The organism is Citrobacter sp. SX206 (assembly GCF_024181025.1).
Lineage (GTDB): Bacteria > Pseudomonadota > Gammaproteobacteria > Enterobacterales > Enterobacteriaceae > Citrobacter > Citrobacter youngae.
The window spans coordinates 1,363,089-1,380,777 of record NZ_CP049738.1; the positions used below are offsets into that span (position 1 = coordinate 1,363,089).

The 17,689-nt window shown below is 49.3% G+C and carries 15 protein-coding genes and 2 tRNA genes; 5 read left to right on the top strand and 12 right to left on the bottom strand.

Going from position 1 to position 17,689, the window contains the following annotated elements:
- Position 1 precedes the first annotated feature (1 nt).
- Complete coding sequence (locus G8S19_RS06605; protein WP_003028277.1) at positions 2–364, bottom strand: YfeC-like transcriptional regulator; 363 nt, start codon at positions 362–364, stop codon at positions 2–4.
- Positions 365–585: 221 nt separating this feature from the next.
- Between G8S19_RS06605 and G8S19_RS06610 the strand changes: the two genes are divergently transcribed.
- Positions 586–661 (top strand) — tRNA-Ala (locus G8S19_RS06610).
- Positions 662–699: 38 nt separating this feature from the next.
- Positions 700–775, top strand: a tRNA-Ala gene (locus tag G8S19_RS06615).
- Between the two features lie 147 nt (positions 776–922).
- Here G8S19_RS06615 and nupC read toward each other — a convergent pair.
- Positions 923–2,125: a nucleoside permease NupC gene (gene nupC / locus G8S19_RS06620; protein WP_048210997.1), complete on the bottom strand. Its 1,203-nt coding sequence runs from the start codon at positions 2,123–2,125 to the stop codon at positions 923–925.
- Positions 2,126–2,469: 344 nt separating this feature from the next.
- Between nupC and G8S19_RS06625 the strand changes: the two genes are divergently transcribed.
- Positions 2,470–3,708, top strand: a complete 1,239-nt coding sequence (locus G8S19_RS06625) for an Nramp family divalent metal transporter (protein ID WP_253686359.1) — start codon at positions 2,470–2,472, stop codon at positions 3,706–3,708.
- Positions 3,709–3,759: 51 nt separating this feature from the next.
- On the opposite strand, the gene G8S19_RS06630 is transcribed toward G8S19_RS06625, so the two are convergent.
- From G8S19_RS06630 to mgrA, 6 genes are all read right to left on the bottom strand, one after another.
- Positions 3,760–4,752, bottom strand: a complete 993-nt coding sequence (locus G8S19_RS06630) for an ABC transporter permease (RefSeq protein ID WP_061068251.1) — start codon at positions 4,750–4,752, stop codon at positions 3,760–3,762.
- Between the two features lie 13 nt (positions 4,753–4,765).
- Complete coding sequence (locus tag G8S19_RS06635) at positions 4,766–6,292, bottom strand: sugar ABC transporter ATP-binding protein (RefSeq protein WP_124021357.1); 1,527 nt, start codon at positions 6,290–6,292, stop codon at positions 4,766–4,768.
- A 73-nt stretch (positions 6,293–6,365) separates the two neighbouring features.
- The gene (locus tag G8S19_RS06640; RefSeq protein WP_101742351.1) at positions 6,366–7,328 is read right to left on the bottom strand and encodes a sugar ABC transporter substrate-binding protein; all 963 of its coding nucleotides are present in this window, start codon (positions 7,326–7,328) and stop codon (positions 6,366–6,368) included.
- A 44-nt stretch (positions 7,329–7,372) separates the two neighbouring features.
- Complete coding sequence (locus G8S19_RS06645; RefSeq protein ID WP_048211002.1) at positions 7,373–8,578, bottom strand: PfkB family carbohydrate kinase; 1,206 nt, start codon at positions 8,576–8,578, stop codon at positions 7,373–7,375.
- Positions 8,579–8,855: 277 nt separating this feature from the next.
- A complete protein-coding gene (gene ypeC, locus G8S19_RS06650; protein ID WP_048211003.1) occupies positions 8,856–9,182 on the bottom strand; it encodes a DUF2502 domain-containing protein YpeC in 327 nt (108 codons plus the stop codon).
- Positions 9,183–9,319: 137 nt separating this feature from the next.
- Positions 9,320–10,309, bottom strand: a complete 990-nt coding sequence (mgrA, locus tag G8S19_RS06655) for an L-glyceraldehyde 3-phosphate reductase (protein WP_048211004.1) — start codon at positions 10,307–10,309, stop codon at positions 9,320–9,322.
- 183 nt (positions 10,310–10,492) lie between these two features.
- Between mgrA and G8S19_RS06660 the strand changes: the two genes are divergently transcribed.
- Positions 10,493–12,145, top strand: a complete 1,653-nt coding sequence (locus G8S19_RS06660; RefSeq protein WP_121584864.1) for an alpha-keto acid decarboxylase family protein — start codon at positions 10,493–10,495, stop codon at positions 12,143–12,145.
- Here the strand turns inward: G8S19_RS06660 and G8S19_RS06665 are convergent, their stop codons facing one another.
- Positions 12,146–13,381, bottom strand: coding sequence for an ion channel protein (locus G8S19_RS06665; RefSeq protein WP_124021361.1), 1,236 nt, complete (start codon positions 13,379–13,381; stop codon positions 12,146–12,148). It lies immediately after the preceding gene.
- A gap of 204 nt (positions 13,382–13,585) precedes the next feature.
- Here G8S19_RS06665 and glk point away from each other — a divergent pair, with 204 nt between their 5' ends.
- The gene (gene glk / locus G8S19_RS06670) at positions 13,586–14,551 is read left to right on the top strand and encodes a glucokinase (RefSeq protein ID WP_137345529.1); all 966 of its coding nucleotides are present in this window, start codon (positions 13,586–13,588) and stop codon (positions 14,549–14,551) included.
- Between the two features lie 108 nt (positions 14,552–14,659).
- Here glk and G8S19_RS06675 read toward each other — a convergent pair whose 3' ends face one another.
- The 3 genes from G8S19_RS06675 to G8S19_RS06685 all read right to left on the bottom strand — a co-directional run bounded on the left by G8S19_RS06675 (position 14,660) and on the right by G8S19_RS06685 (position 17,389).
- Positions 14,660–14,860, bottom strand: a complete 201-nt coding sequence (locus G8S19_RS06675) for a hypothetical protein (RefSeq protein ID WP_075551355.1) — start codon at positions 14,858–14,860, stop codon at positions 14,660–14,662.
- 82 nt (positions 14,861–14,942) lie between these two features.
- Positions 14,943–15,677 (bottom strand): two-component system response regulator YpdB, encoded by a 735-nt coding sequence (gene ypdB, locus G8S19_RS06680; protein ID WP_048211008.1) that lies wholly within the window; start codon positions 15,675–15,677, stop codon positions 14,943–14,945.
- A gap of 14 nt (positions 15,678–15,691) precedes the next feature.
- Positions 15,692–17,389 (bottom strand): sensor histidine kinase, encoded by a 1,698-nt coding sequence (locus tag G8S19_RS06685; protein WP_086523807.1) that lies wholly within the window; start codon positions 17,387–17,389, stop codon positions 15,692–15,694.
- Positions 17,390–17,689: the final 300 nt, after the last annotated feature.

Below are 17,689 nucleotides of genomic sequence, written 5' to 3' on the forward strand. Positions count from 1 at the left end.
ATTATTTGTTGTCGCGAATCCCTAAGCGTTGTAACAAACCCGTAATGCCTTCACGCAGGATCAGCGACGTAAACATTTTCTGTTCTGATGGCGTCATTTCTTTGGCGAGTCTTATCAGTAGAGCTTCGATGGAGGTGTCACCGGATAAAGATAAATTATCTGATAAGCCTTCCGCTGAACGCTCAGCGCTGCGAATGTATTCACGAACTTGTTCGGTAACATGAACCAGACGGGCTTTACCGCCCTGAACACCGGGTTTGGGTGAGGTAGCCCAACCTTCCTTGCGCACCCATTTATTGATGGTCTGTCGGCTGTATCCGGTCAGATTAGCAAGTTCTTCTGGCGTCATCCGTTCCTTGAACATAACGATTCCCTGAATGGTCGTGGGGTTAATTAGTGGCTCATTTTATAGCACCATTTTAGTAGAAACCGTGACGCGTTTAACTACTGAATGCGAGTTGTTGCGCAATGTTCTCCATTTGCCTGCTTTTTCAGCGATTGAATTCTATGAGTTAATTTTGCCGTTGACACACGCGAAGGGAATTCATATGATGCCGCCCGTCAACTCGACAAGCTTTACGTGACGGGGCTATAGCTCAGCTGGGAGAGCGCTTGCATGGCATGCAAGAGGTCAGCGGTTCGATCCCGCTTAGCTCCACCAAATTTAATCCCAATGAATTTGGTACGTAAACGCATCGTGGGGCTATAGCTCAGCTGGGAGAGCGCTTGCATGGCATGCAAGAGGTCAGCGGTTCGATCCCGCTTAGCTCCACCAAAATTGAAACCCTCGCTGAAAAGCGGGGGTTTTTTGCATTTGATTCCTGCCTGCGTTTCTCGTTTATTTGCTTATATTGCTGGATAACAGACATAAAAAAACCGGGGAGAATCTCCCCGGTTTGGTAACGGCTGTATTGATGTCGTCTTACAGCACCAGTGCTGCAATGGAAGCAGACAGTACGCTGACCAGCGTAGAACCGTATACCAGTTTCAGACCAAAGCGGGAAACCACGTTACCTTGCTCTTCGTTCAGGCCTTTAATTGCGCCTGCAATGATACCGATAGAAGAGAAGTTCGCGAAGGAAACCAGGAACACAGAGATAATGCCTTCAGCGCGCGGAGAGAGCGTAGAGGCGATTTTCTGTAGGTCCATCATTGCGACGAATTCGTTGGAAACCAGTTTGGTTGCCATGATACTGCCCACCTGCAGTGCTTCGCTGGACGGCACACCCATCACCCACGCAATCGGGTAGAAGATGTAACCCAGGATGCCCTGGAAGGAGATGCTGTAGCCAAACCAACCGGTCACGGTAGCGAACAGGGCGTTCAGGGCAGCGATCAGCGCGATGAAACCAATCAGCATTGCTGCAACGATAATCGCAACTTTAAAGCCTGCCAGAATGTATTCGCCCAACATTTCGAAGAAGCTCTGACCTTCGTGCAGATTGGACATCTGAATATTTTCTTCGCTGGCATCAACGGTATAAGGGTTGATCAGTGACAGAACGATAAAGGTGCTGAACATGTTCAGAACCAGCGCAGCAACAACGTATTTTGGTTCCAGCATGGTCATGTACGCGCCGACGATAGACATGGAAACGGTAGACATCGCCGTTGCTGCCATGGTGTACATGCGGTTGCGAGACATTTTACCGAGGATATCTTTATAGGCGATAAAGTTCTCGGATTGACCCAGGATCAGGGAGCTGACGGCGTTGAAGGATTCCAGCTTGCCCATACCGTTCACTTTGGATAACAGGAAACCAATCGCGCGGATGATAACCGGCAGAACACGGATATGCTGCAAAATACCGATCAGGGCGGAGATAAAGACGATAGGGCACAGCACTTTCAGGAAGAAGAATGCCAGGCCTTTATCGTTCATGCTGCCGAAGACAAAGTTAGTCCCTTCATTAGCGAATCCGAGCAGTTTCTCAAACATCTCGGAGAAGCCTCTTACAAAGCCCAGGCCGACATCAGAGTTCAGGAAGAACCATGCCAGTAACACTTCGATAACAAGCAATTGAATAACATAACGAATGCGGATTTTTTTACGGTCACTGCTTACCAGCAGTGCGAGTACCGCAACCACGGCAAGGGCCAGGACAAAGTGAAGAACGCGGTCCATATTTGCTCCAAATTTGAGGCAGATTTAGTTTTCGTGCACATTCTATGTAACAACAGTAAAGAAAACGAGATCAAACACACACTATAATAAGGACCTGTGACGAGATTCAAAATTAGTGATCGATGATACACTTCTGTTATGTTTAGTATGGAAGTGAAAAGTTATGTCACTGTGCTAATCTCATAACAATAATCAAACATCTTACCGGCATTTCTAAATTTCTTACCGTTCCATAGACAAACGCTATCAGAGAAATCAACTTCACCCATTAAAATGAATTTGATAATCATTCTCAATAGGCGTAGCTTGAAACATAGCAAAGGCTATGTTTCTGAGGCACTAAAATGACTAACGATCGCGTTGAGAGTAGCAGTGGGCGGGCAGCGCGCAAGTTGAAGCTCGCATTAATGGGACCTGCGTTCATCGCGGCGATCGGCTATATCGATCCAGGTAACTTTGCTACCAATATCCAGGCAGGGGCTAGCTTTGGCTACAAACTGTTGTGGGTTGTGGTCTGGGCAAACCTGATGGCGATGCTGATTCAGGTGCTATCGGCCAAGCTTGGCATTGCCACCGGCAAAAATCTGGCGGAACAGATCCGTGATCATTATCCTCGTCCAGTGGTTTGGTTTTACTGGGTACAGGCCGAAATTATTGCGATGGCGACCGATCTTGCAGAATTTATTGGCGCTGCGATTGGCTTTAAACTCATCCTTGGCGTTTCGCTGCTGCAGGGGGCTGCGCTCACGGGTATTGCGACATTTTTAATTCTGATGCTGCAGCGCCGCGGGCAGAAACCCCTGGAAAAAGTGATCGGCGGTTTGTTGTTGTTCGTGGCTGCGGCATATATTGTCGAGCTGATCTTTTCCCAACCGAACCTTGCGCAGCTGAGCAAAGGGATGGTTATACCGAGCCTGCCTAATTCTGAAGCGGTGTTCCTGGCGGCCGGTGTGCTTGGCGCCACCATCATGCCGCACGTCATTTATCTGCACTCCTCCTTAACCCAGCATTTGCATGGTGGTACGCGCCTGCAGCGTTACGCAGCGACGAAATGGGATGTGGCTATCGCCATGACGATTGCCGGATTTGTCAATCTGGCGATGATGGCGACTGCAGCAGCCGCGTTTCACTTTAGCGGGCATACTGGTATCGCAGACCTGGACCAGGCCTATCTGACGCTTGAACCGCTGTTAAGTCATGCTGCGGCAACCGTGTTTGGTTTAAGTCTGGTGGCGGCAGGGCTTTCCTCTACCGTGGTTGGCACGCTGGCGGGGCAGGTGGTTATGCAAGGGTTTATCCGCTTTCATATCCCGCTCTGGGTGCGCCGTAGCGTCACCATGATGCCGTCATTTATTGTGATTTTAATGGGGCTTGATCCCACCCGGATACTGGTGATGAGTCAGGTATTACTCAGTTTTGGTATCGCTCTGGCGCTGGTACCGCTACTGATTTTTACCAGCAATAGCCAACTGATGGGGGATTTAGTTAATAGCCGTTGGGTGAAACAGGTTGGCTGGGTGATTGTGGTGCTGGTCGTGGCACTGAATATCTGGTTGCTGGTCGGGACCGCGCTCGGATTGTAGCAGGGCTTTCATCCGCTGTGGTTACCCGGTCAAGCCGGGTAACCCTCATGATTATTTTTTATTTAAGTGGCTACGGTAGGTATCAAGTACCACTGCAACGATTATCACGGCTCCTGTTATAAAACGTTTTGTCGGTTCGCTTGCGCCAACTTGCGCCAGTCCCGCAGCCAGAACGGAAATGATCAGCGCGCCAAGAAACGTACAGATAATAGAGCCACGTCCTCCCATCAGGCTTGTGCCACCAATCACAACTGCGGCAATCACCTGTAGTTCCATGCCAACGCCGCTATTGGGGTCGGCGGCTTCAAGGCGGGCAACCTGAAACAGCGAGGCCAGACCGGATAATCCCCCCATCAAGGCAAAGACTGCAATCTTATAGGGACCTGGATTTATACCTGATAATCGAACGGCTTCTTCATTGGTGCCAATACCGATCAAATGGCGACCAAATACGGTTCGCGTCAGCACCAGATGCCCGGCAACAATGACAACGATCGCGATAATAAAAGAAGGGGAGACGCCAAAGAGAATGGGGTCGGCTAAATAATCATAAATAGAACCGAGATACGCGGTCCGCGAGTCAGTTAACTGATACGCTGCTCCGCGGGCCATTTCCAGAACGCCCAGTGAGACGATAAACGCCGGAATACGCCAGGCAACGGTAATCAGGCCCGTTAGCGCCCCAACGAATGTGGCGAGTGCTACGCCTGAAAGTGCGGCCAGCCAGGGCGTCCAATGAAAATTTAAATAGGTGACGCTGACGACTGCAGCAGCAAGCGCCAGCAACGATCCAACGGAAAGATCGATGCCGGCAATGATTAAGATAAATGTCATCCCCACCGACATGACGATTAAATCGGGGATCTGATTTGCAATAGTGCTGAAAGTGTTCATGCTCCAGAAATGAGAACTGAGGCATGAAAATAGGACGATCATTGCGGCTAACGCCCCGAGCAACCCGATATAGCTACTTAGGCCTTTCCATGACGTCGGTGTATTTCTTTTCTCTGCTGCCGCTTGTTTTGTCGCAAAATTGTTTTTCATTTTTTATCCCCGGCTACTCGCTGACAGTCTCTTCTGAATGCTGATAGGCCGAAAATGCAGCCGCTAAAATGCGATCCTGGCTCCAGTTATCACGTGTAAATGTGTTCACTAACTTGCCATCGGAAATGACCGCAATACGATCGCAAACCAGCATCAGTTCGCGTAGGTCACTGGAAACGACAACAACGCCTTTTCCCTTAGCCGTTAACGTATTCAGCAATTGATAAATATCTTGCTTGGCACCCACATCAATACCGCGAGTCGGCTCATCAAATAAGACGACTTCACAGTCTCGTTCCAGCCACCGGCTAATGAGAACTTTCTGCTGATTACCACCTGACAGGCTTTCCACGGCCTGTGAAGTGTTCGTTGTACGAACGCCTAAGCTTTTAATGTGTTTATTCGCTAATGTGGTTTCACTCAATGTGTTAACGACCGACAAATGGCTAATTTTGTCGCTGTTACCCAACGAGATATTTGCGGCAACCGACTGTGGTAACAGAAGCCCTTCACCTTTACGATCCTCCGTGACTAATGCAATACCATGTCGGATAGCCTGTGCAGGCGAACGGATCACCACCGGTTTAAGTGGCGTACCAATCAGTAATGTGCCACTGTCTATTTTGTCTGCGCCAAAAATAGCGCGTAGCAGCTCTGTCCTGCCAGAGCCGACAAGGCCACTAATGCCGAGCACTTCGCCACTGTGCAAGGTAAACGACGTGTCCCGAATGATTTTTCCACGCTTAAAATTTTCCACTTTCAGAATGGGTTGACCTGCCTGGCGTCCACTTAAATCAAATGAACTTTCTAAATCGCGGCCGACCATCAACGAAACAAGTTGATCGCGGGTATAGCGTTTAATATCGTCCACGCAAACCAAATGACCATCACGTAGCACCGCGATGTCATCAGCAATCATCGCAAGCTCATCCAGTCGGTGAGAAATATAAATTATTGAAACGCCCCGGGCTTTGAAGAGCGCTATTTGTTTAAACAGCAGTTCGACCTCACGGCTACTGAGCATGGCTGTCGGTTCATCCAGAATCAGTACCCGGCTTTCACCAATCAGGTTTCTGGCGATTTCGATCATCTGTTGGTGACCAATACCCAATTCGCCCACCAGCGTAGTTGGATCGACCGATTGCAGCCCAACCATTGCCATCACCGGACGGGCCATTTCTGCTAGCTTTTTTCGATCGATCCAGCCGAATCGATGCGGAAGTTGTTCGAGAAATAAGTTTTCTGCAACCGACAACGTAGGCAGTAAATTGAGTTCTTGCATAACCATACGAACACCCAGCGTTTCCGCCTCTTTTCGGTTCGCAGGTGCGTAAGGCTGCCCCTGATAAACCATTTTTCCGGTCGTTGCGTTGGTTAACCCGCCAATAATTTTTGATAACGTACTTTTCCCGGCACCGTTTTCTCCCGTCAGGGCCAGTACTTTTCCTGGATATAATGCTAGCGTTACATCCACCAGAACAGGTTCACTGTAGGTTTTACCTACCCCCTGTATTGAGAGGATTTCTTGCCCACTTTTCATATTCTGGCCTTATCCGGTAAGCCGCTCTGATACTCAATTGATGGCAGTACCACAGCGGCGCACTGTTTTCCGCTTATTGTTTGACGATCAGTTTTATTGGTGTTTCTACGTTGCTAGAGAGCTCATTCTGTTTTTTGCCATTTTTTAAGGCATCAAGGGCGGCATCAATACCAAATACAGCTTGTTGAGAGGCAAATTGGTCCGCAGTTGCTAAAACACGACCGTCATTTAACATGGGCTTAATCGCTTCGATATTGTCATAGCCGACAACCAGAACCTGTCCTTTTTTCCCGGCAGAGCGGATGGCAGAAACGGCACCTAATGCCATATTATCGTTATCGGCTAACAGTGCTTTGATATCAGGATACTCACTTAACATTGCCGCCGCGACCGCATTGGCGTTGTTAATTTCCCATTGGCCAGATTGCACAGAAACGACTTTCATGCCGCCCTGCGCCATTGCATTTTGGAAGCCCAGCGTACGTTGCTGAGAGTTGCTGGAGGTAGGGATGCCTTCAATAATACCAACTTGATCACCGGCCTTAAGATGCTTCGCTAAATAATCGCCAATTTCTTTTGCACCTTTTTGGTTATCCGGGCCAACAAAAGGAATATTCAGGTTTTTATCTTTAAGCACACTGTCATCAAATTTGTTATCAATGTTGATGACAATAATACCTGCATCAATTGCTTTCTTAATGACCGGTACAAGGGCTTTCGAGTCTGATGGCGCAATGATAATCGCGTCGGCTTTCGAGACAATCATTTGTTCAACGATCTGGATTTGATTTGCCGTATCCGTTTCGTTTTTGATGCCGTTAGAAATCAAATCAAACTTGTCGGCATTTTTTTTCTGATACTCTTTTGCTCCGGTTTCCATGGTCAGGAAAAACTCATTTGCCAGTGACTTCATCACCAGCGCGACTTTAGGTTTATGCGTCTGAGTATCGGCGGCAAAAGCGGGGACGGTGAAAGTGGCGGAAAGCGCTAAACCGACTGTGGCACCGATAACACGATAAAACATTTTATTTTTCATGAAATTATCCTATAGGTGTAGGGGCTGAATGATGCTCTAAACAGCTACTGCATACGATGATAAACGAGTGAATTGTTGGGCATATTTGATGCACCTTTACGTTCAACTTTCAACGAGGCAAACGCAGAAGCGTACTGCGCTGCATTGATGAGTCCTTTACCGTTTGCAATGCATGCAGCCAGTGCCCCGGTAAAGGCATCGCCTGCTCCACTGGTATCGACGACGGCTGATTTATAGGCAGGAATATGAGTGAAAACTGTGCCATCAAAGATCAGACAACCGTCGCTACCTAACGTGATAATGACGCATTTTGCGCCTTGCACATAAATGCTCCTGGCGGCATTTTTGGCCGAATAGATATCAACAATGTTGATACCAGATAACGCTTCAGCTTCAATTTTGTTCGGCGTAATAATGTCAATTAAATGCAATATTTCTTTGATCTCTGAAACATAAGGTGCCGGATTCAGGACAACCAGCGATTTTCCGAGTTTTGCCTGCATGATAGCGAAACGTGTGATCGGAAAATTATTCTCCAGCTGAGTTAAAAAAACTTTGCAATTACGAATGGTATCAATATCCAATAGAATATCTTCCTGGGTAAATGTTTCATTGGCCCCAAGATCGATACTGATCATATTGTCACCTGTGGCACCTGAAACCCATACCATTGCAATGCCCGTGGATGACATTTCATTTTCAAAAAAAGAAAAAGAAGAAATTTCAGTATTGGTTAAATATCTTTTGGCTTTTTTTGAAAACTCATCGGCTCCTAACTTAACGGTAAGATGAACATTATTATTGATTTTAGCTGCGGCAACTGCCTGGTTTGTGCCTTTGCCTCCGGCATAAAAACGGGTTGCAGACGCTCGGATAGTCTGGCCAATCTGAGGAAATGTCGTCGTTTCAGAAACAATATCTATATTAAATGAACCAAGTATGTAAATGCTATCATCAATATAGCTATTTTGCTTGGCATGAGCAGAAACCGATGTAATTTCTTTGTGGCTTTTGAACCCATTCAATATGGTGTTGGTGAAAGACTGCTCAAATAATGATTCATCAGGTGCGCTTTTTATTTGTGCACCACCATGAAATAACGAGAAAAGACTATTCTGACTTAATTCATTTAAGTCATTACGGATCGTGCGAGTTGTGACAGATAATTCCTTTGCTAATTCGCTAACATAAACCTTCTTATCGGTTACTAACTTAACCCGAATGGCCTTTTGTCTTTCTTGTTTTTTCATTAGCGCTCACCCCAGGTTTTATAATATTAAATTAATGTTAATATTTATCGCGCAAAGTTCAAAAAAAACACGATAAATCGGAATTTTTTTTTCCGATTTTGCGAATTTGTGAAATGAACAGGAAATTTACGGGAAAACAGGGGGGAGCGGATGTGACTGCTCGTCATCTGGCGATTGGCGAAGCGTGATGCAAAAAGGGCCTGGGTATAGACACAGGCCCTGGGTAACTCGATGATTTTTGTGAGCAGTACTCCCCGCATGATGGGGATTTGTTACATTAATGGCGGTGCCCGTGGCCATGTCCACGCCCGCGATGGTCATCGCGATCGTTCCAGCCTTCACGATAGCCACGCTCATAAGCTTTGCGCTTATCCCAGCCGCGATGATAGCCGTTGTCATGACGCCACCAACGATTTTTACGCCATTCATAATTATGGTGCCAGTAATCCCGGTCACGCCAGCGCCCACCGTCCCAGTAGTTGCCGTAGTTATCGCGATCGCCAATTTGTAATTTAATCGACGGCAGCAGGGTGATTTCGCCAGCGTTTGCGGCCAGCGGTGCAAAAGCCAATAACACTGCCGCCAGAATCAGTGACCTGAACATTCTTTCTCTCCTTCACGATCGAGCCGTAGCCGGCCTGTTAACGCAATATTACGGGGCAGTAAAGCCCCGTTTCATCGCCTTAACTCTTAAATCGTCAGAGAGCGCACTTTTTGTTAATAAATGTGTCTTTATTTCCATCAACCCAGGATGGCGTCGATCTCCGCACACTCTTCGGGAGATAAATGACGGTTTGCCAGCATGCCAACGGCATCTTCAATTTGCGCAGGTTTGCTGGCACCAATCAGTACTGACGTCACCTTATCATCGCGGAGAACCCAGGCTAACGCCATTTGGGACAGCTTTTGTCCCCGGCGCTCGGCCAGCGCATTAAGAGCACGGACTTTTTCCAGTTTTTGTGGGGTGATTTGGTCTGGGTTGAGAAAACGACTGGCGCTCGCTGCCCGGGAATCCGCCGGAATACCGTTCAGATAGCGGTCAGTTAATTGCCCGCCAGCCAGCGGGGAAAAGGCGATACTGCCCACACCTTTCTCCTGTAAGAGTGATAGCAGTCCCCTCTCAACCTCGCGCTCAAACATGGAATATTTCGGCTGGTGGATGAGACATGGCGTCCCTAAATCATCGAGTATTTCGATCGCCTGTCTGGCGAGATCAGTCGGATAGTTAGAGAGTCCTACGTACAACGCTTTCCCCTGACGCACAATATGATCCAGCGCGTTCATGGTTTCTCTGAGCGGAGTTTGGGGATCAGGGCGGTGATGATAGAAGATATCAACATACTCCAGTCCCATACGTTTCAGGCTTTGATCGAGGCTGGCAATCAGGTACTTGCGCGATCCCCAATCACCGTAGGGACCTTCCCACATGGTATAGCCCGCTTTGGTCGAGATTATCAGTTCATCCCGGTACGATAAAAAATCTTCCTGCAGGATGCGGCCGAAGTTTCGTTCAGCAGAACCCGGCGGCGGGCCGTAATTATTCGCCAGATCAAAATGGCTGATCCCCAGATCGAAGGCGCGCTGTAATAAGGTCCGGCTGTTTTCGACCTGAGTGGTATCACCAAAATTGTGCCACAAACCCAGAGAGACAATCGGCAGTTTGAGCCCGCTCTGACCGCAGCGGCGGTATTCCATTGTGTGATAGCGATTTTCGTTAGCCTGATAAACCATGTCGCCTCCTTCCAGAACATATGTGTCTTTCAGTGTATACGGTTACACAATCGATTCTTCAAGGAAATTTAAATCGCCAAAACTGTACATCCTGCTTTCCACCTCCTTCGCAGCGACATTCCTGGACAGTCATCGCAGTTCTTCGATACTCAACATGAGGTTACCGTCAGAAGGATAGCTGTCATGCAAACCCCGTATTCCGTTGCTGATTATCTGCTGGACAGGCTGGCAGGCTGTGGCATTGACCATCTGTTTGGTGTGCCGGGCGATTACAATTTACAGTTTCTTGACCACGTCATTGAGCACTCAAGCGTGCGTTGGGTCGGGTGTGCGAATGAATTGAATGCGGCGTATGCCGCGGATGGCTATGCCCGGGTAGTCGGAGCGGGAGCGCTGCTTACCACTTTTGGTGTGGGCGAGTTAAGCGCAATTAATGGTATTGCAGGAAGTTACGCGGAATACGTTCCTGTCCTGCATATTGTCGGGGCCCCATGTCGCAGCGCTCAGCGTCGTGGCGAGTTAATGCATCACACTCTCGGCGACGGTGACTTTCAGCATTTCTACCGTATGCAACAGTCAGTGACGGTCGCCAGTGCAGTGCTGGATGAACAAAATGCCTGCTATGAAATTGACCGCGTGTTGCAAGCGATGTTAACCGAAAGACGACCGGGTTACCTGATGCTACCTGCTGATGTTGCGAAACAACCTGCTACACCACCGAGTGACATACTCATTGTTCCCTTGAGCGAGCCGGAAAGTAGTGTAGCTGCTGCGTTTCGCTATCATGCACGTGAGCAGTTGCTGGACAGTTCACGCGTGTCGCTATTAGCCGATTTTCTCGCGCTACGATTTGGCTTGCAGCCCGTTTTACAACGCTGGATGACGGAAACGCCGATGGCTCATGCCACGCTGTTGATGGGCAAAGGATTGTTTGATGAGCGGCATCCTGCGTTTGTGGGCACATACAGTGCGGGGGCCAGCAGTGATTATGTGCGTAAGGCGATAGAAGATGCTGATACGATTATTTGCGTCGGTACCCGGTTTGTTGACACGCTGACCGCCGGGTTTACGCAAAACTTACCTCGCGAGCGCACTATTGAGGTTCAACCCCATGCGTCGCGGGTTGGGGGAAGCTGGTTTAACATCCCGATGGAACAGGCGGTTACTACGCTACGGGAACTGTGCCTGGAAATGTCGTTTTCGCTTCCGCCTGAACGTCCTTGTGCCGGGCGTCTGCAGGTTGAGAAAGGCCCTCTGACGCAGGAAAATTTCTGGCATACGGTGCAACAGTATCTGGCCCCCGACGACATTATCCTTGTCGATCAGGGGACCGCAGCATTTGGCGCAGCTGCGCTGTCACTTCCTGCCGGGGCGGAGGTTCTGGTCCAGCCGCTATGGGGGTCAATCGGTTACGCTTTGCCTGCTGCATTTGGGGCGCAAACAGCCTTCCCGCACCGTAGGGTGATCCTGATTATTGGCGATGGTGCGGCACAGCTCACCATTCAGGAATTGGGAACCATGCTTAGAGACGGGCAAACTCCTGTTATTTTACTGCTCAATAATGACGGTTATACCGTGGAACGTGCCATTCATGGTGCGAACCAGCGATACAATGATATAGCCGGATGGAGCTGGACGCTGGTGCCACAGGCGCTAAGTCGTGAATGTCAGGCGGAATGCTGGCGCGTGAAGCAGGCTGTCCAACTGGAAGAGGTTCTGGCTCGTCTGGCAAAACCGCAACGCCTCTCGTTGATAGAAGTGGTGTTGCCGAAGGCTGACCTTCCAGAACTCTTGCGCACGGTGACCCGTGCGCTGGAATCCCGCAACGGGGGATAGCTACTTATCGGGGTGGTCAGCAATCATCATTGGTTTTCCGGCTAAGAGCAGCCAGGCCGGAAGCATAACGATGCACAACAGCGGTAGTAGGGTGGTGTCCGGCACCACCACTGCCGCCATAAACAGGCTCAGCCATGCATCACGAGTGACGACCAGTACCAATCCCAGAATGGCGCAGGAGACCGTAATCGCGGCAGGAACGGCTTCGACATGGGCGTGCAGCATCAGCCCCAGCGCGACGCCAACGAATACCGCAGGGAAAATCCGCCCACCGCGAAAACCACTCGCTGCAGCCACAACCAGTGCAGCCAGCTTTATCACCGCCAGCATGAAATAGTCCGAGGCTCCCAGTGTCTGGCTAAATGCCATTTGCTGCATCTCATCCAGGCCCTTAAACAGGGTTAGTGGTCCTCCGATAACACCCAGAATACCGAGGATAAAGCCTCCAACGCCGAGGATCAGCACCGGGTGTTTCAGGCGATGCATCAGATGGTGCAAACGAGGCAGGCACCACACGGCCACCATCCCCGCCGCGATAGCAATGGCAGCAACGACCGCGCCGCTGAAGATATCGACCAGATGCATCTGCGTATAGTGCGCGATAGGCAATGAAAAGTGGGGATGAAAGAACAGGCTGGTGGTGAGTGAACCTGCCGCGGCGGCCATTAACGGTGCGAACAGACGATCCCATAGGGGGACATCGTTGGAGCTGTTCAGCGTTTGCGAAAAGACCAGCGCAGCGGCAACCGGGGTACCAAATAGCGCCCCGATGGTGCCAGCAGAGGCGAGGATGGTCCAGTCCAGCTTTGCAATTCGCGGAAACATGCGGCTACCAATCGCCACTGCCAGCGCAATGTTAACGGTCATGATGGGGTGCTCTGGACCCAAACTGACGCCACCCGCGAGGCCAATTATCAGGGCGACCAGCAGTCCGGGCAATGCAGACGTCGAAACGGGCATACCGATTAAGGGTTCGCAGGCTGGGTCAGGGCCAGCATGACCATGACTGTAGCGGATGATGAGCCCGACCATCACCCCGGTAAGCGTCAGCATAGTAATAATCCAGAATGGAGAATCCTGGGCAATACCGATGCTTATGGGCAGACGTTCCCACAAAAATTGCTGTAAAACGGAAGCCACTTTCATCACAGCAATCAGCACCAGGCTGGACGCTACACCAATCAGCAACGCAGGCGTTGATAGCAAGAGCATCGTTCTGGCTCGCGGATGGAGCATTTTCTATTCCTTAATGCAGAGTCATAGACGTAGTTTGCACAGCCTGCCCAACGGCATCGCTGCAAAAGGTGCTGAAACGATAAAGTAATTCTGTGACCTGGATCGATATTCCACGGGCATCAGCCTTCAGGGCGTTGTTGTTATGCCCCCATGAATTTACAGTGTGACAAAGATGTATTCTGACTTTAGCGGAGCCGTGGAAGAATGACAAAATATGCTTTAGTGGGTGATGTTGGCGGCACCAATGCGCGTCTTGCTCTGTGCGATATTGCCAGTGGCGAGATTTCGCAGGCGAAAACCTATTCCGGGCTGGATTACCCAAGCCTTGAAGCCGTTGTGCGCGTGTACCTGGATGAGCATAGCGTTAGCGTCAAAGATGGCTGTATCGCTATTGCCTGCCCAATAACCGGCGACTGGGTGGCCATGACCAACCATACCTGGGCATTTTCTATTGCCGAGATGAAAAAGAGTCTGGGTTTTAGCCATCTGGAAATCATCAATGATTTCACAGCCGTATCAATGGCAATCCCAATGCTGAAAAAAGAGCATTTGATCCAGTTTGGCGGCGCTGAGCCTGTCGAGGGCAAACCTATTGCGGTCTATGGCGCAGGCACCGGTCTCGGCGTGGCGCATCTGGTTCATGTGGATAAACGCTGGGTGAGCCTGCCAGGCGAGGGGGGGCATGTAGATTTTGCGCCGAACAGCGAGGAAGAAGCGATTATCCTGGAAGTGCTGCGGGCTGAGATTGGTCACGTTTCTGCGGAGCGCGTGCTTTCTGGTCCTGGGCTGGTAAATCTGTATCGTGCGATTGTGAAATCCGACGGACGTTTGCCGGAAAATCTGCAACCGAAAGACATTACGGAACGCGCCCTGGCCGACTCCTGTATTGACTGTCGCCGTGCACTGTCGCTGTTTTGCGTCATCATGGGCCGGTTTGGCGGCGATCTGGCATTAACGCTGGGGACGTTTGGCGGGGTGTACATTGCCGGAGGCATAGTGCCGCGCTTCCTGGAATTCTTTAAAGCGTCGGGTTTTCGCGGTGGTTTTGAGGATAAAGGGCGTTTTAAAGCCTATGTGCAGGATATCCCGGTATATCTGATTGTGCATGATAATCCAGGTCTGCTTGGTTCCGGCGCGCACTTACGCCAGACGCTGGGGCACATTCTGTAAGACTCGTGCCGGAAGGTTGCTCTTAGTTAATTCAGTTTAGCCTGTAGCATGCTCTGTACGCGAAGTGGTCGCGAGTTAATGGTTTAGTTAGCTCGCGACCTGTTATTGTCAGTGAGATGTCGTGCTTGTTGCGTTTTGTATCGGCAGTTTCCCGGCTCTCAGTAGCACCATCTCTTGCTTGCACAGCAGTACGACAGCCTGACGAGCCTTCATTCGACGGGAGGTGAGGGCTTTTTTCACCGTACGGCGATCCGCACCCATTTCCAGCATCTGAAAACATAACTGGGATAGCGCATGTCTGTATTTCATTGAAAATTCACTTTATTACGTTTTATAGCACCGGCAGTAGATCGCCATTTTACAACGATCCGCACGATCATGACTAATCGCACTATAAATGCATTAATTGCCTGAATTCTTTTACTTTGCTCCGGCTAACCGGGATTTCAAATTCCAGATCTTTTAATCGCAAAATATAGGTGTTGTTAAACCACGGTTCGATCTCGCGGATTTTGTTCAGGTTTACGCAGAATGAGCGGTGGCAGCGGAAAAAATGTGAAGCAGGCAGTTTGCTGCAAAATTCGGTGATGTTCATCGGCATGACATACGATTCGCGTCGCGTGTAGACGAAGGTCATCTTTTCATGGGCTTCAGCGTAGTAAATATCGTTGATTGGCGTAACGATGATCCGCTCGTCTTTGATCAGGTTGATCGTATCGTTTTCACGCATCACCGGGCTGGTAAGGGGGGTTCCTGTTTGCTGTTGCTGCCAGGCTGCCTCCAGTTTTTGCAACATGCCGACAATCCGTGATTCCTGGTACGGTTTCAGAATGTAGTCAAACGCTTCCAGTTCAAAGGCTTCAACAGCGTGTTCTTTCCAGGCAGTAATAAACACAATAAAGGGTTTATGCGCGAACTGACTGATGTTTTGCGCCAGCAGCACACCATCCAGTGACGGAATATTAATATCCAGAAAAATAGCGTCAACGCGGTTGTGCTGTAGGTATTTAAGCACATCCAGACCGTCGTCAAATGTGCCGACAATCTCCATCTGGCTGTGCTCTTTTATCAGCCAACTAAGTTCCTGTTGGGCCAGGAATTCATCTTCAACAATGATGACTTTCACAACTTAACTCCTGGTTAAAGCAATAATGTGGCCGGGGCTGCTGCAGGTGAGTGCTGGTTTGGCACGTAAAAAGCAATCTCTGTGCCAGGCTCAAGACGGCGGATATGTAGCCCTTCGCCGTACAGGAGTTTAACGCGGTGATGCACATTCAACAGGCCAATTTTATTGCCCGGCATTTCATTGGACTCAACGCGTTCAATGACTTTTGGATCGATACCATGACCGGTATCTCTGACGGCAATGCGCACCCGATTACCACATTCCGCCACGCTGATAGTGACCACACCTTTCCCTTTGCAGGGTTGGATCCCATGAACGATGGCATTTTCAACCAATGGCTGAATCAGCAGGCTGGGAATAAAACAGCTGACCTCTTCATCAATATCATAAATAACCGTCAACTTATCGCCAAAACGGGCCTGCTCAATGGCAATGTAATCCTTAATTTGATACAGCTCTTTCTTGATGTCGATCTGCTCATCATCTTTTAATTCAATATTATAGCGAAGATAGCGAGATAAATTAAAAATGAGCTGGCGTGCAGTGTCCGGGTTAAGCCGCACTGACGATGAGATCGCGTTTAACGCATTAAACAGGAAATGGGGATTTATTTTACTTTGTAGTGCCCGCAACTCTGCCTTATTTGCCATTTCACGTAGCTGCTCGGCACGGGAAACCTCAAGCTGAGTTGAGATAATTTGTGACAGGCCGATAGCCATTTCTTGTAATGAGGAGGTGATCTGGTGGGCATGGCAGTAGTAGATTTTCAGCGTACCGGTGACCACACCTTTTTCCCACAACGGTATTACCAGCATGGAGTGTATTTCCGGTGTGCGATGTGCTTCATCATTGTTCTTGATGATGATTTTTCCGTAATTTATCGCCTGCTGGGTGGTAGGGCTAACGAAATCATCGTTATCGCGGTAGTTCAGTTCGCCCACGCCGACATAGGCCAGAACGTGCTGGGTATTGGTGATCGCGACGGCATCTGCATGAATATCATGGCGAATAATCTCGCACACCTGGCGTAGCGACTCGCTATTGACCTGACGAAAAAGCGGCAGGGTTTTGTTAGCGATATCCAGCGCCAGTTTAGCCTGTTTTGCCGCACTGGCTTCTTTCTCTCCTTCCACGCTTTGTACCAGCATGACGATAAAGCCGATACAGACGCTGCCAAGGATCATTGGGATACCGATTTTCGAGACAATATCCAGCCCCAGTTCGGTAGTGGGGGCCCAGGCGACCACCAGAATCATGGTCAATGACTCGCAAAGCATCCCGCCTAAAATACCGGCGCGCCAGTGTTGCGCCTTAGGGATTTTTCGGTTGATCCAACCTGCAATACAGCCAGCAAGGATACTGGTAATAAAACAGGGAAGGGCGGTAACACCTCCAATATCAATCAGATAACGGTGTGTACCCGCGATGAGTCCGGTAATGATACCGACCCATGGGCCGAACAGAATTCCTCCTGACATCACGGCAATAATACGCACGTTCACCAGTGAGCCTTCTACCGGTACACCAGACCAGGTGCTGAACAGTGCAAACATGGAGAAAATGGCAGTAACGGCGAGCAGCTCTTTCACCGAGTGGGCTGACTTGTGCAACAGTTCGCGGAACAGGCGGATACGAATCAGGAAAAACAGACAGAACAGCATCAGCGCTGCCCGATCAAAGACCGCCAGCAGCATATTGAATATTTCGTGCACAGGTGACTCTTGCGAAGGGGTTAAACCTCTATGATAGGTAACCTGAGGCAGGATGACCAGCATCCCTGTCAGCATGGACTAATGAGGAAAAACCACAATATTAAAAGGGGATTGTTGCATGATTGTTGTATTTACAATATCTCGCCAGAGAAGGTGGACCTCAACGTAATGTATTTAACAACAAAATGTTAATAATTGGTGATTTCATAAGGGTTGGATATTCATGAATTTCCCGTTTTAGAAATGTTGTTCCTCTTTTATGCCGATAAAAAATATTTTGCTGTACCTCTCGACAGAAGG